Source organism: Loktanella atrilutea, from assembly GCF_900128995.1.
GTDB classification, from domain to species: domain Bacteria; phylum Pseudomonadota; class Alphaproteobacteria; order Rhodobacterales; family Rhodobacteraceae; genus Loktanella; species Loktanella atrilutea.
In genome coordinates this window covers 63,494-89,395 of the sequence record NZ_FQUE01000003.1, presented here as the reverse complement: position 1 = coordinate 89,395, position 25,902 = coordinate 63,494, and the positions used below count along the sequence as shown (strand labels likewise).

At 66.2% G+C, this 25,902-nt stretch carries 26 protein-coding genes; 12 read left to right on the top strand and 14 right to left on the bottom strand.

The features are described from left to right. Positions 1-6 precede the first annotated feature (6 nt). The 3 genes from BUA54_RS08230 (at position 7) to BUA54_RS08220 (ending at position 4,966) form a co-directional block, all read left to right on the top strand. Positions 7-3,039 carry a DNA translocase FtsK 4TM domain-containing protein gene (locus BUA54_RS08230; protein ID WP_072856772.1) on the top strand — a complete coding sequence of 1,011 codons (3,033 nt, stop codon included), beginning with the start codon at positions 7-9 and terminating at the stop codon, positions 3,037-3,039. Between the two features lie 123 nt (positions 3,040-3,162). Further along, on the top strand, positions 3,163-3,984 hold the full coding sequence (locus BUA54_RS08225; RefSeq protein ID WP_072856771.1) for a bifunctional allantoicase/(S)-ureidoglycine aminohydrolase: 822 nt from the start codon (positions 3,163-3,165) through the stop codon (positions 3,982-3,984). A 1-nt stretch (position 3,985) separates the two neighbouring features. Continuing rightward, positions 3,986-4,966, top strand: coding sequence for a type I glyceraldehyde-3-phosphate dehydrogenase (locus tag BUA54_RS08220; RefSeq protein ID WP_072856770.1), 981 nt, complete (start codon positions 3,986-3,988; stop codon positions 4,964-4,966). Positions 4,967-5,011: 45 nt separating this feature from the next. Here the strand turns inward: BUA54_RS08220 and BUA54_RS08215 are convergent, their stop codons facing one another. Further along, a complete protein-coding gene (locus BUA54_RS08215; RefSeq protein WP_245810607.1) occupies positions 5,012-5,440 on the bottom strand; it encodes an ureidoglycolate lyase in 429 nt (142 codons plus the stop codon). Positions 5,441-5,490: 50 nt separating this feature from the next. After that, positions 5,491-6,894, bottom strand: a complete 1,404-nt coding sequence (puuE, locus tag BUA54_RS08210; protein WP_072856768.1) for an allantoinase PuuE — start codon at positions 6,892-6,894, stop codon at positions 5,491-5,493. Between the two features lie 66 nt (positions 6,895-6,960). On the opposite strand from puuE, the gene BUA54_RS08205 reads away from it, so the two are divergent. Next, on the top strand, positions 6,961-8,181 hold the full coding sequence (locus tag BUA54_RS08205) for a urate hydroxylase PuuD (RefSeq protein ID WP_072856767.1): 1,221 nt from the start codon (positions 6,961-6,963) through the stop codon (positions 8,179-8,181). 3 nt (positions 8,182-8,184) lie between these two features. On the opposite strand, the gene BUA54_RS08200 is transcribed toward BUA54_RS08205, so the two are convergent. Continuing rightward, positions 8,185-8,784, bottom strand: coding sequence for a LolA family protein (locus tag BUA54_RS08200; protein WP_072856766.1), 600 nt, complete (start codon positions 8,782-8,784; stop codon positions 8,185-8,187). A 192-nt stretch (positions 8,785-8,976) separates the two neighbouring features. Here BUA54_RS08200 and dps point away from each other — a divergent pair, with 192 nt between their 5' ends. Further along, the gene (gene dps, locus BUA54_RS08195; protein WP_072856765.1) at positions 8,977-9,456 is read left to right on the top strand and encodes a DNA starvation/stationary phase protection protein Dps; all 480 of its coding nucleotides are present in this window, start codon (positions 8,977-8,979) and stop codon (positions 9,454-9,456) included. A gap of 53 nt (positions 9,457-9,509) precedes the next feature. Here dps and BUA54_RS08190 read toward each other — a convergent pair whose 3' ends face one another. After that, a complete protein-coding gene (locus BUA54_RS08190; RefSeq protein ID WP_072856764.1) occupies positions 9,510-10,094 on the bottom strand; it encodes a transglycosylase SLT domain-containing protein in 585 nt (194 codons plus the stop codon). Positions 10,095-10,312: 218 nt separating this feature from the next. Between BUA54_RS08190 and hspQ the strand changes: the two genes are divergently transcribed. Next, complete coding sequence (gene hspQ / locus BUA54_RS08185; protein WP_072856763.1) at positions 10,313-10,639, top strand: heat shock protein HspQ; 327 nt, start codon at positions 10,313-10,315, stop codon at positions 10,637-10,639. Here hspQ and BUA54_RS08180 read toward each other — a convergent pair. The 3 genes from BUA54_RS08180 to ggt form a co-directional block, all read right to left on the bottom strand. Further along, on the bottom strand, positions 10,632-11,525 hold the full coding sequence (locus tag BUA54_RS08180; protein WP_072856762.1) for a cytochrome c: 894 nt from the start codon (positions 11,523-11,525) through the stop codon (positions 10,632-10,634). The genes hspQ and BUA54_RS08180 overlap by 8 nt on opposite strands. A 1-nt stretch (position 11,526) precedes the next feature. Continuing rightward, on the bottom strand, positions 11,527-12,006 hold the full coding sequence (locus tag BUA54_RS08175; protein ID WP_084114241.1) for a c-type cytochrome: 480 nt from the start codon (positions 12,004-12,006) through the stop codon (positions 11,527-11,529). A gap of 112 nt (positions 12,007-12,118) precedes the next feature. Then, positions 12,119-13,696 (bottom strand): gamma-glutamyltransferase, encoded by a 1,578-nt coding sequence (gene ggt, locus BUA54_RS08170; RefSeq protein WP_072856761.1) that lies wholly within the window; start codon positions 13,694-13,696, stop codon positions 12,119-12,121. Positions 13,697-13,932: 236 nt separating this feature from the next. On the opposite strand from ggt, the gene BUA54_RS08165 reads away from it, so the two are divergent. From BUA54_RS08165 to BUA54_RS08155, 3 genes are read left to right on the top strand one after another with little or no spacing between them, the layout of a single operon-like run. After that, complete coding sequence (locus tag BUA54_RS08165) at positions 13,933-14,394, top strand: GAF domain-containing protein (protein WP_072856760.1); 462 nt, start codon at positions 13,933-13,935, stop codon at positions 14,392-14,394. Between the two features lie 38 nt (positions 14,395-14,432). Beyond that, the gene (locus BUA54_RS08160; RefSeq protein WP_072856759.1) at positions 14,433-15,320 is read left to right on the top strand and encodes a homocysteine S-methyltransferase family protein; all 888 of its coding nucleotides are present in this window, start codon (positions 14,433-14,435) and stop codon (positions 15,318-15,320) included. A 20-nt stretch (positions 15,321-15,340) separates the two neighbouring features. After that, positions 15,341-15,724, top strand: a complete 384-nt coding sequence (locus BUA54_RS08155; RefSeq protein ID WP_342742696.1) for a VOC family protein — start codon at positions 15,341-15,343, stop codon at positions 15,722-15,724. 91 nt (positions 15,725-15,815) lie between these two features. On the opposite strand, the gene BUA54_RS08150 is transcribed toward BUA54_RS08155, so the two are convergent. From BUA54_RS08150 to BUA54_RS08130, 5 genes are all read right to left on the bottom strand, one after another. Next, complete coding sequence (locus BUA54_RS08150) at positions 15,816-17,225, bottom strand: S41 family peptidase (protein ID WP_072856758.1); 1,410 nt, start codon at positions 17,223-17,225, stop codon at positions 15,816-15,818. A 12-nt stretch (positions 17,226-17,237) separates the two neighbouring features. Continuing rightward, on the bottom strand, positions 17,238-18,341 hold the full coding sequence (locus BUA54_RS08145) for a murein hydrolase activator EnvC family protein (protein WP_178352727.1): 1,104 nt from the start codon (positions 18,339-18,341) through the stop codon (positions 17,238-17,240). Next, complete coding sequence (gene gpmI / locus BUA54_RS08140; protein ID WP_072856756.1) at positions 18,341-19,867, bottom strand: 2,3-bisphosphoglycerate-independent phosphoglycerate mutase; 1,527 nt, start codon at positions 19,865-19,867, stop codon at positions 18,341-18,343. The genes BUA54_RS08145 and gpmI overlap by 1 nt, the downstream gene beginning before the upstream one ends. A gap of 140 nt (positions 19,868-20,007) precedes the next feature. Next, on the bottom strand, positions 20,008-20,796 hold the full coding sequence (locus tag BUA54_RS08135) for an exodeoxyribonuclease III (protein WP_072856755.1): 789 nt from the start codon (positions 20,794-20,796) through the stop codon (positions 20,008-20,010). Between the two features lie 9 nt (positions 20,797-20,805). After that, positions 20,806-21,801 (bottom strand): asparaginase, encoded by a 996-nt coding sequence (locus tag BUA54_RS08130; protein WP_072856754.1) that lies wholly within the window; start codon positions 21,799-21,801, stop codon positions 20,806-20,808. A gap of 182 nt (positions 21,802-21,983) precedes the next feature. Here BUA54_RS08130 and BUA54_RS08125 point away from each other — a divergent pair, with 182 nt between their 5' ends. The 3 genes from BUA54_RS08125 (at position 21,984) to BUA54_RS08115 (ending at position 24,320) form a co-directional block, all read left to right on the top strand. Then, a complete protein-coding gene (locus BUA54_RS08125) occupies positions 21,984-22,517 on the top strand; it encodes an invasion associated locus B family protein (protein ID WP_178352726.1) in 534 nt (177 codons plus the stop codon). Positions 22,518-22,653: 136 nt separating this feature from the next. Next, the gene (gene rlmN / locus BUA54_RS08120; protein WP_072856753.1) at positions 22,654-23,835 is read left to right on the top strand and encodes a dual-specificity RNA methyltransferase RlmN; all 1,182 of its coding nucleotides are present in this window, start codon (positions 22,654-22,656) and stop codon (positions 23,833-23,835) included. 35 nt (positions 23,836-23,870) lie between these two features. Beyond that, on the top strand, positions 23,871-24,320 hold the full coding sequence (locus BUA54_RS08115) for a ribbon-helix-helix protein, CopG family (RefSeq protein ID WP_072856752.1): 450 nt from the start codon (positions 23,871-23,873) through the stop codon (positions 24,318-24,320). Here the strand turns inward: BUA54_RS08115 and BUA54_RS08110 are convergent. Beyond that, entirely contained in the window at positions 24,317-24,961 is a 645-nt protein-coding gene (locus tag BUA54_RS08110) for a DUF4396 domain-containing protein (RefSeq protein WP_072856751.1), read from the bottom strand. The genes BUA54_RS08115 and BUA54_RS08110 overlap by 4 nt on opposite strands. A 34-nt stretch (positions 24,962-24,995) precedes the next feature. Next, positions 24,996-25,841 (bottom strand): LOG family protein, encoded by an 846-nt coding sequence (locus BUA54_RS08105; protein ID WP_072856750.1) that lies wholly within the window; start codon positions 25,839-25,841, stop codon positions 24,996-24,998. Positions 25,842-25,902 lie beyond the last annotated feature (61 nt).

Genomic DNA, 25,902 nt, shown 5'->3' with positions numbered 1-25,902 from the left:
GGCAAGATGGCATCCTATCAGACACGGCACCGCGATCCGCTACTGGATAGCGAGACCCAGGCCGCGCTCGAACGCCGCAGCCGGGAATTGCTGGGGATCGCTCTGGTCGTGCTGGGGATCGTGGTCGCGATGATCTGCTTCAGCTATTCGCCCACCGATCCGTCGTGGATCTCTGCCAGCGATGCGCCGGTGCAGAACTGGCTCGGCCTGTTCGGCGCCGCCACTGCCGCGCCGCTGATGATGATCGTGGGCAAGGGCATCTGGACCCTGCCATTGGTGCTGATTGCCTGGGGCCTGCGTTTCGTGCTGCACCGGGGATCGGATCGGGCGATGGGCCGCGTGGTCTACGTCCCCGTCGTCATCGCCGCCGCATCCCTCTATGCGGCCTCCCTGCCGCGCGGGATCGACTGGCCAGCCAATTTCGGCATGGGCGGCCTGTTCGGCGACACGGTACTGGGCATGGCGCTGACGATCCTGCCGCTGGGGCCGGTGATCGGGGTCAAGCTGCTGTCGCTGCTGCTGGGTGCCGCTACCGTCGGCCTGATGGCCTTCGGCCTCGGCTTCACCCGCCCGGAACTGCGCAGCGGCCTGCGCTTCGTCCTGATGGGCACCGTGATGATCTATGACATGCTGCTGAGCCTGATCGGGCGTGGCACGGTCCGCGCCACGCAGGCCGCCGTCGCGGCACGCGGCAGCATGGCCGCCCGGATGCAGAACCGGGCCGACGCCCGTGCCAGCCGTCCGCTGGAACCGTCCGTCGCACCGCGTCAATACCCTGCTGCGCAGTCCCGCCCGGCGATGGCGCAGGACGGCAGCCGCAAGATGCCGCCGATCATCCGCGCCGACGGCAGCTACGGCGACCCGCAAACCGCGGCACCCACTCCCGCTCCGGCGCCAGAGGCGCCGGCCTCGCGCAAGATGCCGGGTCTTGGCGGCATGCTCCGCCGCCAGGTGGCCGAGCCGGAACCGGAGCTGGTCGAGGCGGATGTCTTCGACCATGACCTCGACGCGCCGACCGACGACCGGGTGCACAGCCGCATCACCGATGCCATTAAATCCCGCGTCATGCCCAAGCCGCAGGCCGAACCGCATCCCGTCACCGGCATCCGGATCGAGCCGTCGCTGACTGCCGGCAAGCGCCCCCGTCCGCTGATCCTGCCCTCCGTCCCGCCCCTGACTGCCGCCGCCCCCGCCGCTGCTGCGCATGACGACTGGCAGGACGAGGCCGAGATGCTCATCGACGATGCGCCCGCATACGACGCGCAGGATTACGCCACGGCCGAGGCGCAGGACACGCCGCCGCCCGCCGCCGCCCCGTCCGTCTATCAGCGCAGCCCCGTGCCCCGGACCGAGGCACCGTCGCTGACCGCCGAACCCCTGTTTGACCCGGACGCCCCACGCCCGGCGATTCCGACGCAGGCCCCGAAAAAGGCCGTCGTCCAGCACGGCATGAACCGCGCCACGATGCCCAGCAAGCAGGCCCGGGCCGAGGCGCAGCCCTCCCTGACATTCGAGGAGAAATACGCCGACTACGAACACCCGCCGCTGAACCTGCTGACCAACCCGTCGGAAGTGAAGCGCCACGTCCTCTCCGACGAGGCGCTGGAACAGAACGCCCGGATGCTCGAATCGGTCCTCGACGACTACGGCGTGAAGGGCGAGATCGTCAGCGTCCGCCCCGGTCCCGTCGTCACCATGTATGAACTCGAACCCGCGCCGGGCCTCAAGGCCTCCCGCGTGATCGGCCTGGCCGACGACATCGCGCGGTCCATGTCCGCGCTCTCCGCCCGCGTCTCCACCGTGCCGGGCCGCACCGTAATTGGCATCGAACTGCCGAACGAGAACCGCGAGAAGGTCGTTCTGCGCGAAATCCTCTCCGCCCGCGACTTCGGCGACAGCAACATGAAGCTGCCGCTGGCGCTGGGCAAGGACATCGGCGGCCAGCCCATCGTCGCCAACCTGGCCAAGATGCCCCACCTGCTGATCGCCGGCACCACCGGTTCGGGCAAGTCCGTCGCGATCAACACGATGATCCTGTCGCTTCTCTACAAGCTGACGCCGGAAGAATGCCGGATGATCATGATCGACCCCAAGATGCTGGAACTCTCCGTCTATGACGGCATCCCGCACCTGCTGTCCCCCGTCGTCACCGACCCGAAAAAGGCGGTCGTCGCCCTGAAATGGGTGGTGGGCGAGATGGAGGAACGCTACCGCAAGATGTCCAAGATGGGCGTGCGCAACATCGACGGCTACAACGGTCGCGTGAAAGAGGCGCTGGCCAACGACGAGACCTTTAGCCGCACCGTCCAGACCGGTTTCGACGACGAGACGGGCGAGCCCGTGTTCGAGACCGACGAGTTCAAGCCAGAGGTCCTGCCCTACATCGTGGTCATCGTGGACGAGATGGCCGACCTGATGATGGTTGCCGGCAAGGAAATCGAGGCCTGTATCCAGCGCCTCGCCCAGATGGCCCGCGCGTCGGGCATCCACCTCATCATGGCGACGCAGCGGCCTTCGGTCGACGTCATCACCGGCACGATCAAGGCGAACTTCCCGACCCGGATCTCCTTCCAGGTCACCTCGAAGATCGACTCCCGCACCATTTTGGGAGAGATGGGGGCCGAGCAGCTGCTGGGCATGGGCGACATGCTCTACATGGCCGGCGGGTCCAAGGTCACCCGCGTCCACGGCCCCTTCTGCTCGGACGAGGAGGTCGAGGAGATTGTCAACTTCCTGAAATCCTTCGGCCCGCCCGAATACATGTCCGGCGTGGTCGAAGGCCCCGACGAGGATACCGAAAGCAGCATCGACGCGGTGCTGGGCCTCGCCGACGGGTCGGATCTGGAAAACGCACTCTACGACACGGCCGTGGCTATCGTCATCAAGGACCGCAAGTGCTCCACCTCCTACATCCAGCGCAAGCTGGCGATCGGCTACAACAAGGCCGCCCGGCTGGTGGAGCAGATGGAGGATCAGGGCGTCGTCAGCCCTGCCAACCACGTGGGCAAGCGCGAGGTGCTGGTCCCCGAGCAGCACTGATCCTCTTCTTCTCGTCGGAAATACCTTCGGGGGGGCCGCAGGCGGGGGGCAGACAGCCCCCCTCCGCCCTTTGCCAAGCCGCGCGAAAGGGTGTCTAAGGTTCCCGCAACTGGGACGCATGACATGACCGACTACTACAGCCCCACCGGCGGCCTGCCGCCGCAGACCGACCTTCTGACTGACCGTGCGGTCTTCACCGAAAGCTATGCGGTGATCCCGAAGGGCACCCTGCGCGACATCACCACCAGCTTCCTGCCGCACTGGCGCAAGATGCGCATGTGGGTCATCGCCCGCCCGATGACTGGCTTCGCGGAAACCTTCAGCCACACGATCACGGAGGTCGCCCCCGGCGGCGGCAGCGAAAATCCGGAGAGCGATCCGACTGCACAGGCCGTGCTGTTCGTCGTCGCGGGTCATGCGGAACTGACCATCGGCGATCAGACCCACCTGCTGTTCCCCGGGTCCTATGCCTACCTGCCTGCCGGCTGCGCCTGGTCCTTCGCCAACGACCATGACGCGCCCTGCACCTTCCACTGGATCCGCAAGGCCTATGTCGCCGTGGACGGCATCGCCCCGCCCGATCCCTTCGTGACGCAGGACGCCGACGCCCCGGTGATCGAGATGGCGGGCACGAACGGGGCTTGGTCCACCACCCGCTTCGTCAGCCCCACGGACATGGCCCACGACATGCACGTCAACATCGTGAACTTCCAGCCCGGCGGCACGATCCCCTTCATGGAAACACACGTGATGGAACACGGACTCTACGTCCTGCAGGGCAAGGCGGTCTACCGCCTGAACCGCGACTGGGTCGAGGTCGAGGCCGGCGACTACATGTGGCTGCGCGCCTTCTGCCCGCAGGCCTGCTATGCCGGCGGGCCGGGGCCGTTCCGCTACCTGCTCTACAAGGATGTGAACCGGCAGATGCCGCTGACCCTGCGCTGACATGCGGATTTTGATCAACGGCTTCGGCCGCATCGGCCGCACGATCCTGCGGCAATTGCTGACGACCCGCACCGATGCGGGGATCGAGGTCGCCGGCATCAACGACATCGCCCCGCTGGACCTCTGCGCCTACCTTTTCGCCCACGACAGTGTATTCGGACCCTTCCCCGGCGAAGTGTCGGCGGACGAGAACGCGCTGCGGGTGGGCGACAGGCATATCGCCTTCACCCATGCGCGCGACTTGTCGACGCTGGACCTTCGCGGCATCGACCTCGTGCTGGAATGCACCGGCATCGCCCGCACATCGGACATCGCAACCCGCGGCCTGACTGCGGGGGCAGGGGCGGTGCTGATCTCCGGTCCCTCGCCCGCGGCAGAGGTGACGGTGGTGCTGGGCGCCAACGACGAGGCTCTGGGGGACGCGCGCATCGTGTCCAATGCCAGCTGCACCACGAATGCGCTGGCGCCGATCGTGAAGCATCTGCATAGCAGCCTCGGCATTACCGCGGCTCACATGACCACGATCCATTGCTACACTTCCAGCCAGCCGATGACCGATGCGCCGCGCGGCGATTTCGCCCGCAGCCGCGCCGGGGCCTTGTCGATGGTGCCCACGACGACCTCCGCCACAGAGCTGGTGACCGAGGTCGTCCCCGAACTCGCGGGCCGCATCACAGGCGCCGCCGTGCGCGTGCCGGTCGCCAGCGTGTCCTGCATCGACCTGACCGCCACGACCGAAACCGCGGTCACGACCGATGACCTGCGAGCGGTGCTGCGCCGCGCCGACCCCGCCCTGATCGGTGCGACCGACCTGCCGCTCGTCTCCTCGGACCTGCGCGCAAGGCCCGAATCGCTGGTGCTGGCGCTGCCGGAATGCTTTGCCACCACCGACCATCAGATCAGGGTGTTCGGATGGTATGACAACGAATGGGGATTCTCGGCGCGCATGATCGACATGGCGGTCCGCATGGGCGGGCGCTGAGGGGGGCTGTCTGCCCCCCGGCTTCGCCGCCCCCCGAAGGTATTTTCAACCTGAAAAAGGATGGACCGTGAAGGGCGTCACGCGGACTTCCTGAAGGTTCGCGCCGTCGCCGATGCGGTCGATCACGGCGAAGAGGCCGGGGGCATGCAGCGGCGTAAGCACGCCGTGCCATGTGCCGCGATGCAGGTTGATCGCCTGCCCGGGGGCGGTGACGAAGGCCTGAGGTTGGCCCGGTTCCCCGCCATCGTCCGGGGCGACGATGACGAGGAAGGGATTTAGGGACATCGGGATGAAGGCCTGGCTTCCGTCCGGGTGCCGTTCCAGAAGGTCGCAGCTGTAGGGCAGGGCGCGGGGCTCCGCGTCGAAAAGGCTGATCCCGGCGCGCCCGTCGCCGAAGTCGAGGCGGGCGCGGTCGTGCCAGCGCCCGCAGAGACCCGCATTGATCAGCCGGTCGGGGTCGCCCGCCGTGTCCATCACGTCGCCGAAGGGGGCGAAGGCGCCGGCGGTCAGGGGCTGGGCGATGATCACATCAGCGCCTGCAGGCGCAGTTCGGCGATCCGCTCCACCTGGTCGCAGGCGGTGGCGAATTCTTCTGCAACGCTGTTCTGCAGCCGGTCGCCGAAGGCGCGCAGGATGCTCTCCTTGGTGTGGTCGCGCACGGCGATAATGAAGGGGAAGCCGAACTTCGCGACATAGGCGGCATTGGCCTTCTGAAAGGTCTCGCGTTCCTGATCCGTCAGCGCGTCAAGGCCGGCGGTTGCCTGTTCCGCCGTGCTGTCGGCAGTCAGCCGCCGTGCCGCCGCCAGCTTGCCCGCAAGGTCGGGGTGGGCGCGCAGGACCTTCAGCCGGTCCTCTGTCGTGCTGGACCGGAATACGCGGGCCAGCAGGTTGGCGAGGCCCGCCGGCGTGTCCTGCGCCGGTCCCAGTTCCAGACCGTGGGCACGTTCGGCGATCCACGGCGAATGTTCGTAGATGCCGCCGAATGTTTCGACGAAGGCGGCCTTGGACATCTGGCTCGGCCGGTCGCGGCGTACATGGGGGAAACGCGCGCGCCAGTGATCGGCGATCTGCGCCCGGGTGGCGAACCAGACGCCGTCATGACCTTGGGCATAGTCGATGAACTGCCGCAGCGCCTCGACGCGGCCCGGCCGGCCGACAAGGCGACAGTGCAGACCGACGGACATCATCTTGGCCTGCCCCTCCTGCCCCTCACGATAGAGCGCGTCGAAGCTGGCCTTGAGATAGTCGAGGAACTGCCCGCCCGCGTTGAACCCCTGCGGCGTGGCGAAGCGCATGTCGTTGGCGTCGAGCGTATAGGGCACGATCAACTGGTCGCGCTCGCCCATCTCCATCCAGTAAGGCAGGTCGTCGGCGTAGCTGTCGGCGAGGTAGTCGAAGCCTTCCTCCGCCGCCAGCCGGACAGTATTGATCGAGGCGCGGCCCTGGTAGAAGCCGCGCGGCCGCTGGCCCGTGACCTCGGTATGCAGGCGGATTGCGCGCTGGATATGGGCCCGCTCGGTGTCCTCGTGGGCGTCCTTGTATTCGATCCACTTCAGCCCGTGCGAGGCGATCTCCCACCCCGTCTCCTGCATGGCGGCGACCTGTTCGGGCCCCCGCGCCAGTGCCGTCGCCACGCCGAACACGGTGATCGGCAGATCCTTCAGCAGCCGGTGCAGCCGCCAGAACCCGGCCCGTGCGCCGTATTCATAGATCGTTTCCATGTTCCAGTGGCGCTGTCCCGGCCAGGCGCTGGCGCCGACGATCTCTGACAGGAAGGCTTCCGATGCCGCATCCCCGTGCAGGATGTTGTTCTCGCCGCCTTCCTCGTAGTTCACGACGATCTGGATGGCGATTTTTGCGTCGTTCGGCCATTTCGGGTCTGGCGTCCGGGCGCCATAGCCGATCATGTCGCGGGGGTAGCGGGTCATTCCGGTCTTCCTTTGGGATCGGGCCGTTTATACCGTGATTGGCGCGACTGGCGAGAGGGCATTGAGATGTACGACATGGCGATCCTGTGGGAATGGCTGACCTTCGCCGTGCGCTGGACCCATGTCATCACTGCGATCGCCTGGATCGGGTCCAGTTTCTACTTCATCGCCCTCGACCTCGGCCTGAACCGCAACATCCCCGGCCCCGCCGACGGCGAGGAATGGCAGGTCCACGGCGGCGGCTTCTACCACATCCAGAAATACCTCGTGGCGCCCGACGCGATGCCCGCCCACCTGACGTGGTTCAAGTGGGAGAGCTATTCCACATGGCTGTCCGGCTTCGCGATGCTGATGGTGGTCTACTGGGCGGGCGCGAACCTTTTCCTGATCGACCCGGCCAAGGCCGACCTCGCGATCTGGCAGGCGATCCTGATCTCGGGCGGGTCGCTGGCGCTGGGCTGGGTGATCTACGATGCGCTGTGCAAATCGCCCCTTGGCGAGCGGCCGACGGTGCTGATGCTGCTGCTGTTCGCAATGCTTGTCGTTATGTCCTGGGGCTACAATCAGGTCTTCACGGGGCGCGCGGCGCTGTTGCACCTCGGCGCGTTCACTGCGACGATCATGACGGCGAATGTGTTCCTCATCATCATGCCGAACCAGCGCATCGTGGTCGCCGACCTGAAGGCGGGGCGCAAGCCGGATCCGAAATACGGCAAGATCGCCAAGCTGCGCAGCACGCACAACAACTACCTGACGCTGCCGGTCATCTTCCTGATGCTGTCGAACCATTACCCGCTGGCCTTCGGCACCCAATACGCCTGGATCATCGCGGCGCTCGTGTTCCTGCTGGGGGTGACGATCCGGCATTATTTCAACAGCATGCACGCGCGAAAGGGCAAGCCGACCTGGACCTGGGCCGCGACGGTCGTGATCTTCATCGTGATGGCCTGGCTGTCGAGTTTTCCGGGATACGAGAGCCTTGACGACTCCGAGGCCCGCACCCTGACGCCCACCGAAGAAAGATTCGCGCAGGCCGACGGCTTTCAGGACGCGGCCCAGATCGTGCAGGGCCGCTGTTCCATGTGCCACGCGCGCGAACCGGTCTGGGACGGCATCCGCTGGGCACCGAAGGGCGTTTTTCTGGAAACCGAGGCCGACATCGCCCGCCACGCGCACCAGATATATGTGCAGGCCGGCATCAGCCACGCCATGCCCCCCGCCAACGTGACAGAGATCAGCGACGCGGACCGGCAGGTGCTTTCCCGCTGGTTCCGCGCCGCCTCGTGACAATCAGCGCTGGCGCGCGACCTCTGCATCGATGTTAAAGCGGCTGTCGGGGATGCTCGCACCCTTCGTCAGATCGTTCAGGATCACCGTCGTCTTCTCGCCCACGTCATCGGTCACGATCCACTGCCGCAGCTCGACCGGGTTGGCGGTAAAGACCATCTGGATGTTGCCGTATTCCGGGTGGGCCGGGTCCTGTGCCGTAATCGTGGTGGACGTGCCGTCGGACGTATGCCCCGTCACCATCCGCGCCTGACCGAGGTTGACGTTGCGGTCGAGGATGATGCTCAGCGGCGTCTTCGACAGGGGATAGCGTTCGACCGGCTGGTTCGACTTGGGATCGAAGACGCCGACCTCGCCAGCACCCGCCAGCACGAGGCTGTTGTCGGGAGCATTGTATTCGAACCGGATCCGTCCGGGGCGCTTGATGTACAGCTGACCCGTGGACAGCGTGCCGTCACCGTTGATCTGCGTGAACCCGCCCTGTGCCGACTGCATCTGGTTGAGGTAATTCGATACCTCGTTCAAAGACAACTGCTGCGCGCTGGCGGCGCTGCCGGCCAGCACCAGTGCGGCGGCCGAAAGGAAGAGGGTGCGTCTTTTCATGGCATTCACCTTGCATTGCGTTCACCCCCAGATAGGGCGGGGGTGTCCTGTCTTCCATGACGATATGGCCGCTGACATGCGATAGCGCCACGGGGTCAGCGCTTAGCCGCCGCCGGGAACAACCGCAGGGGCCTTTGCATTGAGGAACCGAGACGGCGGGATTCCCCGCCGCGGAAGATCAGGAGAATTCATATGCCAGACGTTTTCGTCGCCGGCCTCGACGGCCAGACCCGCAAGAAATCCATTGACATCCTCAACGCCAATCTGGCCGAGGGCATCGCATTGACGCTTGCGGTGAAGCAGGCGCACTGGAACCTCAAGGGGCGTGGCTTCATCGGTGTGCACGAGCTTCTGGACGATGTCGCCGCCCGCCTGCGTGACGGCACCGACCTGCTGGCCGAACGTGCGGTGATCCTCGGCGGATTCGCTCGCGGCACGCAGGAAGTTGTGGCCGATACCGCCAAGATGGAACCCTACCCGGTCGAGATCAGCGACATCAAGGAACACATCGAGGCGCTGAAGGAACGCTTCCTTTACGTCGGAGAGGCGGTCCGCAAGGGGATCGACGCCGCGAGCGAGGCCGGCGACGAGGACACCGCCGACATCCTGACGGAAGTCAGCCGCGCGATCGACAAGGACGCCTGGTTTATCGGCGCAAACGCGCCGGCCTGATTGCCGCTACCGACACCGGAACGCGTCGCCTCTCGGCGGCGCGTTTCTCGGTTCTACCGCTTGCGGCAGGACCGCAGCTGGGCGTCATACAGTAACGCCCGCGCCTCGACCTCGCCTGCTATGCGGATCAGCCACGATTTGTCGCGCCAGGTGCCGCGCATGTAGCCGCCGCGCCCGTCGTGATAGGCAAGGTACTGGTTGCGCACGTCCGATAGCGGCACGCCGGTCTCGCGCACCGTCGCCACCATGTACCAGCCCATGAAATCGGACGCTGCGTTGATGTCCTCTCGCTTGGCCCGCCGGTTGCCCGATGCGCGCTGGTATTCTTCCCAGGTGCCGTCCAGCGCCTGCGAATATCCCATCGCCGACGATTGCCGTCCGACGGGAATCACCCCCAGCGCATACTGGTGCGGCGGGCGGTTGTTACCGATGAATTTCGATTCCTGATAGATGATCGCCATCATCGCCGGCATGGGCACGCCGTACTTCTTCTCGACCTTCTTGAAAGCGCGCCGGTATTCCGGCCGCTCGCTCAGGATATTGCACGCATTGTCCAGGTCGCGCGGTGCGGAATACTCGCGGCTGCCGCAGGACCCCAGCAACGCAAGCAACACCAGTGCGCGAAAGAAACTGCTCATATGCCTCTCGCTTTTCGTCTTTTATTTTTATCCACCCTAGCCGGAAATGACCCGTTTGTGAACGCTTAAGGTGCGCCCGGTCATCACGAAATAGTCGGATTGCGACATGACATCGGCGTGGGGTGGGTGCATACAGACTGTTTCTGGTGTACAGGCTGCTGGAATATGGACTTTTCCGACCGGAAACGTCTAATGACACTGCGGGGGTATCTGCATCCATGTTCAAGACGCGCGCGAAATATCATCTCGGTCAGGTCGTCAGACACCGCAAGCACCCGTTCCGGGGCGTGGTCTTTGACGTGGACGCGATGTTTTCGAATACCGACGCGTGGTACGAGGCGATTCCCGAGGAATCGCGCCCGGCCAAGGACCAGCCCTACTATCACCTGCTGGCAGAGAACGAGCAAAGCTTCTACGTGGCCTATGTTTCGGAACAGAATCTCGTCGCCGATTATTCCGGCGAACCCGTCGACCATCCCGATCTGCCGGACCTCTTCGGTCCGTTCGAGGACGGTCACTACCCCCTGCACGTCCAGCTCAACTAGGCGGATCCTCCACCGCCGGCACCGCCTTGACATAGGCGGCGATGGCCGCCCTGTCCGCATCGGTCAGTTGCGCGGTGTTCTTGACGACCTCGGCCATCTCGCCCCCCGCCGTGTCGAAATCGGGGGTGAAGCCGCTCGACAGATATTCCGCGATCTCTCCCTCCGACCATGACAACCCACCCGGCGTGATGTTGGGAATCCGTCCCTTGCCCGAAGGGTTCGGTGCCCCCGACAGCCACGCGCTGCGATCCAGTCCGCCCAGCGCGTCGCGTGGCGTATGGCATTCGCCGCAATGGCCCAGCGCCTCGACCAGATAGCGACCGCGCGCGACTTCGGGCGAGGGCGCCTCTGCCATCACCCAGTCGTCCTTCAGATACAGCGCCTTCCAGACCCCCAGCGTGGCGCGGATGTTGAACGGAAACGACAGGTCATGCGGCTGGCTGGGCGTCGGATCGGCTGGCAGGGTGCGCAGGTGGGCAATCAGGTCCGCCACGTCCTGCAGGTCCGCCTTGTGGTAGGCCGTGTAGGGAAACGCCGGATACAGGTGCGCGCCGTCGGCGCCGACACCCTGCGTGATCGCGTCGGCGATTTGCAAATCAGACCAGCCACCGATGCCATGGTCGGGATCCTGGCTGATGTTCGGGGCATGGAAGGTGCCGAAGGCGCTGACGAAGGCCTTGCCGCCCGACAACACATCCGCCGGGCCGTCCGCTGCGGCGTGGCACGACGCGCAGCCCGCCGCCGCATAGACCAGTGCCCCGTGGCCTGCATCCGGCGTCAGACCGTCCAGCGCGTCGGATGCCAGCGGCTGGGGCCGTGTCGCCACGGCCCCGCCCGCCAGCACGACAAGCGCCACCAGCGCCAGCCCGGTCAGGACCCGACGCATCCTACTTGTCGGACACGCGGAATTCCTCGTGGCAGCTGCCGCAGGCCTTGCCCACATCCCCGAAGGACGCCTTCAGGCTATCCAGATCGGTGCCGGCATTTTCGGCCAGCGCCGTGGTCGCCGTGGCAAGCTGCTCGATGTGTTCCTCGAACTCCGGCATGTCCGACCAGATCTCGGCCTTGGCCTTGGTCCCCTCGATGCTGCCTGCATCCGTGCCCTCGACCCAATAGCCGGCCTGATCGAGGCTCGCGAGCGCGGCGAGGTTCTCGGCCGCGCGTCCGGCAGCTTCGGCATCGTATGGCATCTTGTCCTGCGCCATCCCGCCGAGCGTTCCGATGTTGAAGGCATAGAGCGTCATGTGCGACTGGCGCGCCTTCACCGCCTTCTCGGCGGCCGGATCCATGTGGCTGGCCGCAAAGGCCGCCGTCGCCATCAGGGCCGTGCCCGCCAGAACCGTGCCGAAACGCTTGAAAAGTGCCATGTCCGTCTCCTGTTCAGAACCATTCCCGGGAACAGGCTACAGGAGCTTTGGTCAAATCCATCAGACCAAGGTCGCGCGATCACGAAAAAGTGCGCGCGACCCCGCCCGCGTATCAGTAGCCGAGTGCACAGCCGTCCTTGCGCGGGTCCGACCCGCCCTGCAACACGCCATCCTCGCGCAACAGGATCGCCTGCGCACCGCCGATCGCCGTGTCGGGTGTGACGACCTCGTGCCCCATGTCGGACAGTTCCGTCCGCACCGCATCGGCATAGCCGCGTTCCAATTTCAGCTGTCCCGTTTCGGCAAAGGCGCGCGGCCCGTCGATCGCTTCCTGCGGGTCCAGTCCGAAGTCGGTGATGTTGGTCACGAACCGCGCGTGGCCGGTGCACTGATAGGCCCCGCCCATCACGCCGAACGGCATATGGGTCTTGCCGCCCTTCTGCAGCATCCCCGGGATGATCGTGTGCATCGGCCTCTTGCCGGGGCCGCCCTCGTTCGCATGGCCCTCGGTCAGGCTGAACCCCGCGCCGCGGTTCTGGAACAGGATGCCGAACTTGTCCGACGCGATGCCCGACCCGAAACCGTGGAAGATCGAATAGATCAGCGACACCGCCATCCGGTCCCGGTCGACCACGGTGATGTAGATTGTCTCCTTGTGCACCGCCTCCGCCCCCGGCAGATCGACGGTCATTGCCTTCTTTGGGTCGATCAGCGCAGCCAGCCGCTTGGCCGTGTCCATCGACAGCATGTGATCCAGCCGCGTCATGTGGTCCGGATCCGACAGGAACCGGTTGCGCGCGTCATAGGCCAGCTTCGTCGCCTCCGCCTCGATATGCACGCGCTGCGCCCCCCAGGGGTCCATCGACGCGATGTCGAATTGCGACAGGATGTTCAGGATCAGGATCGCCGTCGCCCCCTGACCGTTTGGCGGATGCTCGTACAGATCCAGCCCGCCATAGCCGCCCTGCACCGGATCGCCCCAGCTACTTTGCGTCTGTGCGAAATCGTCCAGCGTATGCACGCCGCCCATCGCGTTCAGCGACGCGACCATGTCCTCCGCCACCTCGCCCTCGTAGAACCCGGCGCGGCCTTCCGTGGCGATACGCGTCAGCACCTCGGCCTGATCGGGCGCGCGGAACATCTGCCCCGGCTGCGGCACCTTGCCGTTCAACAGGAACCGGTCGCGCGCCACGCCCTGCAGCACGCCCTCGTCCATCGCCCAGTCGAAGGCGACGCGCGGGCTGACGGGCACGCCGGCCTTTGCGTAATGGATCGCGGGCGCCAATGACGCCTTCAGCCCCAGCTTGCCCCAGTCCTTCGACAGGGTGCAGAAGGCATCGACCGCCCCCGGCACCGTCACCGCCGCCGCATCGCTGACCGGCACGACGGTATGCCCCTTCGCCCGCAGGTCTGCTGCGGAATAGGCGGCGGGCGCACGGCCCGACCCGTTCAGCGCGTGAATCCTGTCGGACCCCGGCGGCGTCATCAGGACAAAGCAGTCGCCCCCGATCCCCGTCATCTGCGGTTCGCAGATCCCCAGCAGCACGGCACCCGCGATGGCGGCATCCACCGCATTGCCCCCCGCCTCCAGCATCTGGATCGCGACCTTCGCGGCCAGGGGATGCGATGTGGCGCACATCCCGTTCTCGGCAAAGGTGGCCGACCGGCCGGGTATCTGAAAATCGCGCATCGTGCCTCTCCCTGTTCGTCGGGCGAAACGTCGGTCATTCCCGCGGGAAAGACAATCGCACAATTGGAAAGGCCGGTCCGGCACCGCGCTACTGGGTGGGGGCTTCGAAAGCGCGGTGCCGTTGAAGCTTTTGCAGCTACGCAACCTCCTTGCCCGAGAATCGTGGCGGCAAATGGGCATGCGCCCGCTGCTTTCAGGGCTTTTTCAGGCGCGAATAAGGCGCTAGGTCAGGACCCATGAAACATGTCGATTATCCCCTGCTCACGCAGACCGTCGCCGCCCTGACAGAGGGTGAGACCGATGCCGTGGCCCTCATGGCGACCGTGGCGTGCGAGGTGCATCATGCCGACGACCGCTTCGACTGGACCGGCTTCTACCGTGTCACGGGGCCGGACCTGCTCAAGATCGGGCCCTACCAGGGCGGCCACGGCTGCCTCGTGATCCCATTTTCCCGCGGCGTCTGCGGCGCGGCGGCGCGCACCGGTCAAGTCCAGCTCGTCCCCGACGTGGACGCCTTTCCGGGCCACATCGCCTGCGCCTCCTCCACCCGGTCAGAACTCGTCCTGCCGGTCTGGAACGGGGCGGGCACCCTGCTGGGCGTCTTCGACATCGACAGCGACCAGCCCGACGCCTTTACCAAGGATGACGCAGAGGCTTTGACAAGGATCCTCGCCGCGACCTTCGCCGCGGCGTCCTGATCGCACCGCCTGCATCCGACACCTTTCAGGGAATGCCCATGACCGACATCACGCTTCTGGACGGCGGCCTCGGGCAGGAACTGGTGCACCGCGCCGGCGACACGCCCACCAACCTGTGGTCCACCCAGGTCATGATCGACCACCCCGGCCTCGTGCAGCAGGTCCATGCCGACTATTTCGCCGCCGGCGCCACCGTGGCCACGACCAACACCTACGCCATCCACCGCGACCGGCTGGGCGAGGAGGGGCAGGACAGCTTCGCCGCCCTCCATGCCCAGGCGCTGGCAGAGGCGACCGCCGCCCGCGACGCCCACGGATCTGGCCGGATCGCCGGCAGCATCGGCCCGTTGATCGCCAGCTACCGCCCCGACATCCACCCGCCGGCCGCCAAGGCGGTGCCGCTCTATGCCGAGGTGGCACAGCTTCTTGCCCCCGCCTGCGATCTGCTGATCTGCGAAACCGTCGCCTCGCTCGCCCACGCCCGCGCGGTTCTTGACAGCGCAAAGGACAAGGGCCTGCCGGTCTGGCTGTCGATCACCGTCGACGACCGCGACGGCCGCCGCCTGCGGTCCGGCGAACCGGTCGGTGGCATCCTGCCCATCGCGTACGAAGGCGCCGCCGCCGTCCTCGTCAACTGCTCCGCGCCAGAGGCGATCCACGCCACGCTCGCCATTCTGTCCCGCGGCAACCTGCCCTGCGGTGCCTATGCCAACGGGTTCGAGCGGATCACCTCCGATTTCCTGCAGGACAGGCCCACCGTCGCGACGCTGTCATCCCGTGACCTGTCGCCCGCCGCCTATGCGACCCACGCGATGCGCTGGATCGATGCTGGCGCCACCATCGTCGGCGGCTGCTGCGAGGTCGGTCCAGCCCATATCGCGGCCCTTGCCGCCGCCATCACCGCCGCTGGCCACCGCATCGTCTGACCGCAAAGGAAGACCAATCCATGCCGTCCATCTTCGACCACGTTACGCTGGGTATCTCGGATCTGATGAGTGCACGCCGGTTCTACGATGCGGTCATGGGTGCACTTGGCCTGCCGATGCTCTGGAGCAATGACCGGATGCTTACCTATGGCGCCGGAGGAGAGGACTTCGGCCTGCAGCTTGATGCCGGCGCCCCGCGCCACGGCACCCACGTCGCCTTTCGCGCGCCGGACCGGGCCACCGTTGACCGCTTTCACGCCAGCGCGCTGGCGGCGGGCGGTACCGATGCCGGTGCCCCCGGCCTGCGCCCGGAATACGCGGTGACTTACTATGCCGCCTTCGTGCGCGATCCCGACGGCAACCGGATCGAGGCGGTCTGTCACCTCCCGCAACCAGACGCCTGACATTCCGCGCTCGCCCGGATCGCCAAGGTCCGGGCCAAACGTGAAACGCCCCGCCGATTGACGGGGCGCCTCATCGCAGATTGCGCGAAAGTCAGTTGTTGGCAGGCGCCGCACTCTCCGCATCGGCGGGGGCGCTGTCGTCCTTCACGGTCACGTCCACCTCGACCTGCGGACCCAGCGCATGCAGGCCCTTCAGGATGTCGATGGCATAGGCCAGCTGATAGTCCTCGTCCCGCAGCTTCGCCGCATCCTCGGCCCGGGCGCGGTCTTCCTCGATCTGCTTGATCTCGTCCTCGCTCAGGCTGTCGTTCGACAACGTGCCGCGCAGATCGGCCTCTGACCGCATCTGCTGCGCCGTCGTATCCTCGGTCTCGGTCTCGTCCGCGGGATGCACGGCGGGCTGTTCCACGATGATGTCGGGAGAGATACCGAGGTTCTGGATCGACCGCCCCGACGGCGTGTAGTAGCGCGCCGTCGTCAGCCGCATCGCGCCGTTGCCCTGCAGCGGCACGACGGTCTGCACCGATCCCTTGCCGAAGGACTTGGTGCCCACCACGATCGCCCGGCGATGATCCTGCAACGCGCCTGCCACGATCTCCGATGCGCTGGCCGATCCGCCGTTGATCAGCACGACCATCGGCAGCCCCTGCGCCAGATCGCCCGCCGTCGCGTTGTAACGGTCGCTGTCGGCGGAATTGCGGCCACGGGTCGACACGATCTCTCCGCCTTCAAGGAAGGCATCCGACACGAAGACCGCCTGGTTCAGCAACCCGCCCGGGTTGTTGCGCAGGTCCAGCACGATGCCGTCGACGTTCTCGACCCCGCCGGCCTCCTCGATCTGCTTCTTCAGGCCTTCCTCGAGGTTGGGGAAGGTCTGCGCGTTGAACGTCGTCACCCGCAGCACCACGGCCTTGCCCTCGGTGCGGGCCCGCACGGCGGTCAGCTTGATCGTGTCGCGCACGATGGACACGTCAAAGGGCTCCGGCTTGTCGCCGCGCACGACGGAAATGATGACTTCCGACCCCACCGGCCCGCGCAGCAGCTTCAGCGCCTCGTCCAGCGTCAGGCCCAGCACGTTCTCGCCGTCGACCGCGGTGATGTAGTCGCCGGCCATCATGCCGGCGGCGGCGGCGGGCGTCCCGTCGATGGGGGACACGACCTTCACCCAGCCTTCTTCCTGCGTGACTTCCAGCCCCAGACCGCCGAACTCGCCGCGGGTCTGCACCTGCATGTCCTTGGCGTCGTCCTCGGACAGATAGGACGAATGGGGGTCAAGCGACGTCAGCATCCCGTTGATCGCAGCCTCGATCAGCTTCTTGTCGTCCACATCCTCGACGTAGCCCTGACGGATCCGCTCGAAGATGTCGCCGAACAGGTCCAGCTGCTCGTAGACGCTGCTTTCCTTGCTGGCAGTCTGCGCCAGCAGCGGGCCTGCGAATTGCGTCGTGGCCACAAGGCCCAGCACGGTGCCGCCGGCGGCTGCCATCAGAATTTTCTTCATGCGTGTTCCTATCTAGTCCAGCGCGAACCAGGTGCCTGGGTTGACGGGACTTTGCCCGTCTCTGACTTCAAGATAAAGGGTCTGCGTCGCCGCAACCGCCGATCCGGGCGCCGGATCGGTCAAAATCGCGTCAACGTCTGGCGAATCCCCGCCCAGCAACCCCAGCGGCGCCCCCGCCGGCAGGACCTGACCGGCCTCGCCATAGACCTCCGCCAGCCCGCCGATGACGAACAGGACGTCCTGCGCCGGTTCCAGGATCACGACGTTGCCATAATCCAGCAGCGGCCCGCGGAACAGCAGCGTCGCCGCCACCGGCGTCGTCACCAGCGCCCGCGGCCGCGCTGCGATCACGACGCCGGGCCGCGCGATCCCCGCCGCATCCGGCGCGTCGAAGGCGCGCAGCACCGTGCCGCGCACCGGCAGCGGCAGATCGCCCTCCGCCACCAGCTCCGGCGCCGCCACGTCGACACTGCCCGCCAGCGCATCGGCAAAGGCCGCCAGCGTGTCGGTGCTGGCCAGCAGCAGGGCCGTCTGCACCGCATCCTCCGTATAGCGCTGTGGCAGATCGGTCCGGTCTGCCACCGCCGCCGACAAGGCGGCGCGCGCCGTCTGCGCCCCCTGCAGTCCGTCGCGCAGCGTATCCGCGGCGGTTTCCTGCAGGGACTGCAGCAGCGCCAGTTCCTGTAATTGCCCGCGGAGGCTGTCCGCTTTCGTCTGCAACGCCGGCGCCACATCCGCCACCAGCAGGCCGGACCGCACGGTCCCCAGCGGCCCCGCCGGATTCAGCAGCAGCAGCGGCGCCGGGGCCTTGCCGATCGAGGCGAGGACGCCCAGCAGTTGCGAGATTTCCTCCTGCCGCGCGTCCAGCTGTACCTGCAGCGTGTCCCGCCGGATCGCCACCCGCCGCAGCCCGTCGCGCAGGGCGACCAGTCCGTCCTCGTAGGCGCGTACGGTTTCGGTCAGGGCGGCAACCCGGTCGCGCGCCCCCGCTGCGGCATCCAGCTGCGCCCGTGCCGCCCGCAGCCGGTCCGCCGCCTGTGTCGCCGCGTCGCCGGGCGTCTGCGCTGCCAGCGGCCCGGCAAGGCACAGCGCCAGCAGGATCGCCGCACGGCGCATCAGGCGATCAGGCTCCGGCCCGTCATCTCTTCGGGCTGCGGCAGGCCCATCAGTTGCAGCAGCGTCGGTGCAAGATCCGCCAGCCGCCCGTCGCGCAGACGCGCGCCAGCCGGCCCGCCGAACAGGATCACGGGCACGAGGTTCGTGGTATGCGACGTGTGCGGCCCCCCGGTCTCGGGGTCGACCATCGTCTCGCAGTTGCCGTGGTCGGCGCAGACCACCATCGCACCACCGGCCGCCTCCAGCGCCTCAAGCACGCGGCCAAGGCCGCGGTCAACCGCCTCGCAGGCCTTGATCGCGGCACCCAGATCGCCGGTATGGCCCACCATGTCCGGATTGGCATAGTTCGTCACGATCAGGTCGTAACCCTTCCCGATCGCCGCCACGAAATCGTCCGTGACCTCGACCGACGACATCTCCGGTTGCAGGTCGTAGGTCGCGACCTTGGGCGACTTCGGCATCTCGCGATCCTCGCCCTCCTCCGGCTGCTCCTTGCCACCATTCAGAAAGAAGGTGACGTGCGGATACTTCTCGGTCTCCGCCAGCCGGAACTGGGTCCTGCCGTGATGCGCCACCCATTCCCCCAGCGTATTGCGGATGTCGCGCTTGGGAAAGACGGCGTCAAACCACGCGCCGTGACGGTCGGAGTATTCAACCATCCCCAGACGCACCGCCAGTTCCGGCATCTCGCGCGGGAAGCCGTTGAAATCCGGATTGCCGATCGCCTCGAGAATCTCCCGCGCCCGGTCCGAGCGGAAGTTCAGGCAAAAGAAACCGTCGGCGGGGCGCATGCCGTCGTAATCCCCGATCACCGTGGCGGGGATGAACTCGTCGGTCTTGCCGGCGTCATGGGCGGCGGCAATCGCGGCCTGCGGCGTCTCTGCCCGGTCCCCCTCGCCCTTCACCATCGCGTCGAAGGCGGTCTGCACCCGGTCCCACCGGTTATCGCGGTCCATCGCGTAATAACGTCCGATGACCGTCGCGACCGTCACGTTCTCGGGCAACTGCGCCAACATGTCGTCCATGAAAGCGGGGGCAGAACTTGGCGCCACGTCGCGCCCGTCGGTGATCGCATGGATGACTACGGCAATGCCCTGCGCCGCCAGCATCCGTGCGGTCTCCACCAGATGCGCGACGTGCCCATGCACGCCGCCATCGGACACCACCCCCATCAGATGCGCCCGCCCGCCGGTGTCCTTCAGCCGCGCGGCGAAGCGCCGGATCGCCTGCTGCTCGGGATAGCTGCCATCCTCGATCGCAAGGTCGATCTGACCGAGGTCCATCGCCACCACGCGGCCCGCGCCGATATTGGTATGCCCGACCTCTGAATTGCCCATCTGCCCCTTCGGCAGGCCGACATCCGGTCCGAAGGTCACGAGGGTCGCATGAGGACACTCCGCCATCAGCCGGTCGAAGTTGGGCGTCTCCGCCAGCACGGGCGCATTGGCCTCGCGCCCGTCACGCAATCCCCATCCGTCGAGGATGCACAGCACCACGGGTTTCGGCACGGGCTGGGTCAGCGGCATGGCAACTCTCCTGAAATTTCGCGCACCCTAGCGCAACGGCCGATCATGTAAAACGACCGCGTCCTCGCTTTTTCCCAAATACTCCCGCCGGAGGCATCCTGTCCCACGGGGACAGGATCTGCCCGAACCGCAGTCACACCCTACAGGTCGAAAGTCGCAAACACCGGCGCGTGGTCGCTCGGCTGTTCCCAGCCGCGGACATGGCGCAGGATGCGGCTGCCGTGCGCTGCACCGGAGATGTCGGGCGTGGCCCAGATGTGATCCAGCCGCCGGCCCTTGTCGGCGGCATCCCAGTCCGGCGACCGGTAGGACCACCAGCTGTAGAGCTTGCCCTGCGGGATGTCCTGCCGCGTCACGTCCACCCAGTTGCCCGCATCCTGCGCCTGCGCCAGATGCTCCACCTCCACCGGCGTGTGGCTGACGATCTTCAGCAGCTTCTTGTGGTCCCAGACATCGTCCTCGCGGGGGGCGATGTTCAGGTCGCCCACCATGATCGACTTCTCCGGCCTGTCGGCATGGAAGGCGTTGCGCATCTCGGTCAGGTAGTCCAGCTTCTGCCCGAACTTGTCGTTCACCGTCCGGTCCGGCTTGTCACCGCCCGCGGGCACATAGAAGTTGTGGATCGTGACGCCGTTCTCCAGCCGCCCGGCAATGTGCCGCGCGTGACCGAGCGAGGCGTAATCCGCCGCCGCCGTCTCGACGATCGGCAGCTTCGACAGGATCGCGACCCCATTGTAGCCCTTCTGCCCGCGTCCGATCATGTGGGTGTAGCCCAGCGCCCGGAACTGCTCGACCGGGATCTTGTCCAGTGGGCTCTTGCATTCCTGCAGGCACAGCACGTCCGGCGCCTCGTTCCGCAGCAGCGCGACCACGAGCGCTTCGCGCAGGCGGACCGAGTTGATGTTCCATGTGGCAAGGGTAAAGGTCATGTCGTCTCCTTACAGCAGGGCTTGCGTCGGGGCGATGTGACCGCAGAGCGTGCCGCGCCAGTTGCGGATCTGCGGTTCCATCCGGGCCCGGGCCGCGGGATGGGCGGGGTCGAGCACCCCCAGCTTCACGAGGATCGCCGCGATGGCGGATTCCGACGCGCGCGTCGCACCGTCCGCGATCTTCAGCGCGACGCCCAGTCGTTTTTCGGGGATGATCGCGACGAAGACGCCCTCCGCCCCGGTCTTGATCGACACCCGGCCTTCCATCGCGCGCATCAGCTCGGTGCAGGCGCGGGTCTCTCCCGCCACAAGCGCTGGAAAGGTCGCCATCGCGTCGCGCAGCCGCACGGCGGCCTTGCTCCTTGCATCCTCGCGGTCGTGCGCCGTGGCGAAGAAGCTCATCGCCCGCGCCAGCCCGTGGACGGAGGTCGCGAAATTCGGCGCCGAACAGCCGTCGATGCCGTAGCCGGGAGACGTTTCGCCCGTCACCTCCTCGAAGGCGGCCTTGCAGGCCTGCTGCACCGGGTGGTCGACAAGTTCGTAGTCCGCATCGCCGCCCAGATGCCGGTTCAGCGTCAGAAATCCCGCGTGCTTGCCGGAACAGTTGTTGTGGATCTGGCATGGCGCGGCATGGGCCCGGATGATCTCGTTACGGGCGGGAATGTCGTTCGGCCATTGCGGTCCGCAGCGAAAGTCGCCGTCGGCAAGGCCAAGGCTGTCCAGCCAGACCTGCACCCGGTCGGTATGGATATGTGCCCCCTGATGGCTGGCGCAGGACAGCGCCAGCTGTTCGACACCTAGCCCGTGCGCATCCGCCGCACCGCTTTCGACCAAAGGCAGTGCCTGGATCATCTTGCAGGACGACCGGGGATAGATCGTGGCCTGCGGATCGCCCCAGGCCTCCAGGATCTCTCCGTCCGCACCGCAGATGACCGCATGGCCCTGATGACGGGATTCGAGGATGTCGCCGCGCCAGACGTCGACCAGATCCACGGGAGCATTCATCGGCATTTCCTTTTCGTCACATCCCCCCACGGGTTTGTGCGCGGATCGGGGCTTTGCAGTTTGGGCGAATTTTTGCTAGGGACATGGCTATCGCGTTGAACACGGACCCGCCAGACGAAAAGGTTGATAAAACCCCTGCGCGGGCAGGACAGAGGCAAGGGCAGCTTGGAGGCCTATACATCATGATCAAGACGACAATCCGCACCCTGGCGCTGGCGGCGGCGACCTGCGTGGCATCACAGGCGGGGGCGCAGGCGACGACCGACAACCTCGTGGCGGCGAACACGGACTGGAGCACCTTCGAGGCCGAGAACCCGCGCGAATGCATTAGCACCTCGGCGCCCAAGAACAGCACGCTGACCGATGGCAACGGCAACCCGACCACCGGCAACCGCGGCGACATCTACCTGATGGTCTTCTACCGCCCGTCAGAGAACGTGAAGGGTCAGATCATGTTCACCGGCGGCTATCCCTTCGCGCCGGGATCGACCGTCGATCTGGACGTCGGCGGCTCGCAGTTCCAGCTGTTCACCGAAGGTGAATACGCCTGGCCCGCCACGCCGGAGGATGACGCCCGCGTGGTCGCCGCGATGAAGCGGGGATCCGATGCCGTGCTGAAGGCCCGGTCCGGCCGGGGCAACGTCACGACGGACACCTTTTCCCTGCTCGGCTTCACCGCCGCGGTAGAGGAAGCCGCCAACCGTTGCGCGGGGTAACGATTTTTCTGGCGAAAAATCACCTCCGCCGGCGCAGGTCCGACGTCGAACGATCCGCCGGCCCCGGTTTTCGCTTGGAAACCGGGGCTTCTTCCATATATGAGGCGCGCTTCACCGTTCCGAAAGGTCCAGACCCATGACCGCCACCGCCCCGATCACGCAAGACGTCCACACCATCCCCCGCAAGGTGCCGGAGGGGCCCGTCAACCTGATCGGCCTGACCCGTGACCAGATGCGCGAGGCCCTGATCGCCGCCGGGACGCCGGAGAAGCAGGCGAAGATGCGGGTGAACCAGCTGTGGCAGTGGCTCTATCACTGGGGCGTGCGTGATTTCGCGCTGATGACCAATCTCGCCAAGGACTACCGCGCCATGCTGGCCGAGACCTTCGTCATCCAGTTGCCCGAGGTCGTGACCCGTCAGGTCAGCACCGACGGCACCCGCAAGTACCTTGTCCGCATCGCCGGCGGTCACGAGGTGGAGGTCGTCTACATCCCCGAGGAGGATCGCGGCACGCTCTGCATCTCCTCCCAGGTGGGCTGCACGTTGACCTGTTCCTTCTGTCACACCGGCACGCAGAAGCTGGTCCGCAACCTGACTCCTGCCGAGATCGTCGGCCAGATCCTGATCGCCCGCGATGATCTCGGCGAATGGCCGCAGCCGGGGCAGGGGACCGGCGACAACGGCCCGCGCCTGCTGTCGAACATCGTGCTGATGGGCATGGGCGAACCGCTCTACAACTTCGAGAACGTGCGCGACGCCATGAAGATCGCGATGGACGGCGAGGGCATCGCCCTGTCACGCCGCCGGATCACGCTCTCCACCTCCGGCGTGGTCCCCGAAATCGCCCGCACCGCGCAGGAGATCGGCTGCCAGCTGGCCGTCAGCTTTCACGCGACCACGGACGAGGTGCGCGACCGTCTGGTCCCGATCAACAAGAAATGGCCGATCGCGGAGCTGCTGGACGCCCTGCGCGTCTATCCCAAGGTTTCCAACTCCGAGCGGATCACATTCGAATACGTCATGCTTGACGGCGTGAACGATTCCGACGCCGACGCGCACCGGCTGGTCAAGCTGATCGATGGCATCCCCGCCAAGATCAACCTGATCCCCTTCAACGAATGGCCGGGCGCACCCTACAAGCGGTCGTCGAACAACCGCATCCACGCCTTCGCCGACATCATCTACAAGGCCGGCTACGCCTCCCCCGTCCGCAAGCCGCGCGGAGAGGACATCATGGCCGCTTGCGGTCAGTTGAAGTCCGAGACCGAACGCGCCCGCAAATCCCGCAGGCAGATCGAGGCGGATGCGGGGCTTTAACGCTTCGCTAACCGGAACTGCCCCAGACTGGCGGGATGAAGGTCTCCGTCGATATTCCCGAACCGATGCTGCGCGCGCTTTCGGCTTTGGCGCGTACGGAAGATGTGACGGTCGGACAGCTGATGCGGGATGCGATCGCCCGTGATCTGCGACTGCGCGCCAAACCGAAGAAGGACGCAAGGACTGATGAGGCGCTCGTCGCCTCACTCCGCTCGCTCCTCGCGCAGGATCTGGCTGACGCTCAAGATTGGCCCGATCTTCAGGGCAGACTTGCCCGGCATGGCTTCGCCCTGCGCCCCGCAGGCGGCGGACTCATTCTCTGCAGCCTGTCGGATGGTCAGAAATGCTGCAAGGCCTCCGACCTTGGCTACGCGCACAGTCACCTTGCACGCACGTTCGGCCGTGCTTTTCCGGGACACCCCCAGGCTCATCTATACCGGCCGACAAAGCCGCCGGCCGCTGTCGTCCTGATCGAAGACTCTTAAGCCTTGCGCGGGTCCATCATGCCCTCTTTCACGCCGAACCGCAGCAGCACCAGATTGACGGGATAGGCGGCCAGCAGCCCGCAGGTCAGGGATACGATCATCGACGTCCAGAACCGCACATCGCCCATCGTGGCCTGCCCCGCCAGCCACAGGTCGACGCCGATGGCCACCACCTCCATCACCGCGATGGAGGGTGTCTCCGAGATCAGAGCGTCCTTCAGGGCCTGCGAAAAGTCCACGCCGTCCTGCATCAACGGTCCGATCGTCAGTGCCAGACCGAAGAGGTAGGCAAAGGTGAATGTCACCGCCGCCGTCCAGCCGTTGCCTGCCGCAAAGAGTCCCACGGCGATCAGCACGCCCACGATCTCTCCCGCGCCGCAACCGGAATAGCAGTGCGCCACGGACCGGAAGCCGCGCCGCCAGAGGCGGTCGTCGGCGATCTGCCTGCGGCCGGTCAGCCAGTAGATCAGCAACCCCAACGGGCCGGAATAGATGACGGTCAGTGTCCAGACCGCCTTCATCAGCGACATGATCGGCTGCCGTCGCAGGTCCCACCAGAGGATCGCGACGGAGGGGATCATGAGGCAGGCCCAGCCGATCAGGAAGGCGGGGCTGTCGAGGAATGTCCTGATGCTATCCATGAACTCCAACGGACCGCCCCCGCGATCCGTTCCGTCACCGCCCGGGAATATCCCGTCGCTTCGTCCCCTTGCCGTCCCAGTCGTCCAGCGCCGCCATTGCGTCCTCCGCCGTCTCGACATAGCGGAAAAGGTCGAGGTCAGCCTGCGCGATGGTGCCAGCGTCGGCCAGCGCCTGCCAGTTGATGATCCCCTCCCAGAACGCCTTGCCGAACAGCAGGAACGGCACGCGGGCCATCCGGCCGGTCTGGATCAGGGTCAGCGCCTCGAACATCTCGTCCAGCGTGCCGAACCCCCCGGGGAACACGCAGACCGCCGAGGCGCGCATCAGGAAATGCATCTTGCGGATCGCGAAGTAGTGGAAATTGAAACACAGGTCCGGCGTGACATAGGCGTTCGGCGCCTGCTCGTGCGGCAGCACGATATTCAGGCCGATCGACAGCCCACCCGCGTCCGCTGCACCGCGGTTGCCTGCTTCCATCACGCCGGGACCGCCGCCCGTGGCGATGATGTTCTCGCAGGGATCGTCGGCCAGCGATCGCTCGGTGATCATCCGGGCAAAGGTCCGGGCCTCGGCGTAATACTTCGTCAGGTCGGCCAGCGTCTCGGTTCGCGCCTGCGCCTTGTTGGCCGGGTCGGGAATCCGCGCGCCACCGAACAGCACGACGGTGGATTTCACGCCGGCCTCGTTCATCAGCATCTCCGGCTTCATCAGCTCCAGTTGCAGCCGAATCGGCCGTAACTCGGGCCGCGCCAGAAAATCGTCGTCCGCGAAGGCCAGTGCGTAGGACGGCGCACGGGTCTGCGGCGTGTCCGGCACCTGTCGCGCGGTGACGCGGTCCTCGCCGGACCGGCGGAACTTGTTTTCGTGGTCTTCGGGCATGAAACGTCCTTGAGATTGCGCGACTGGGGTTGCGCGTCTATAGCCCTTGCGAACCCGCAGA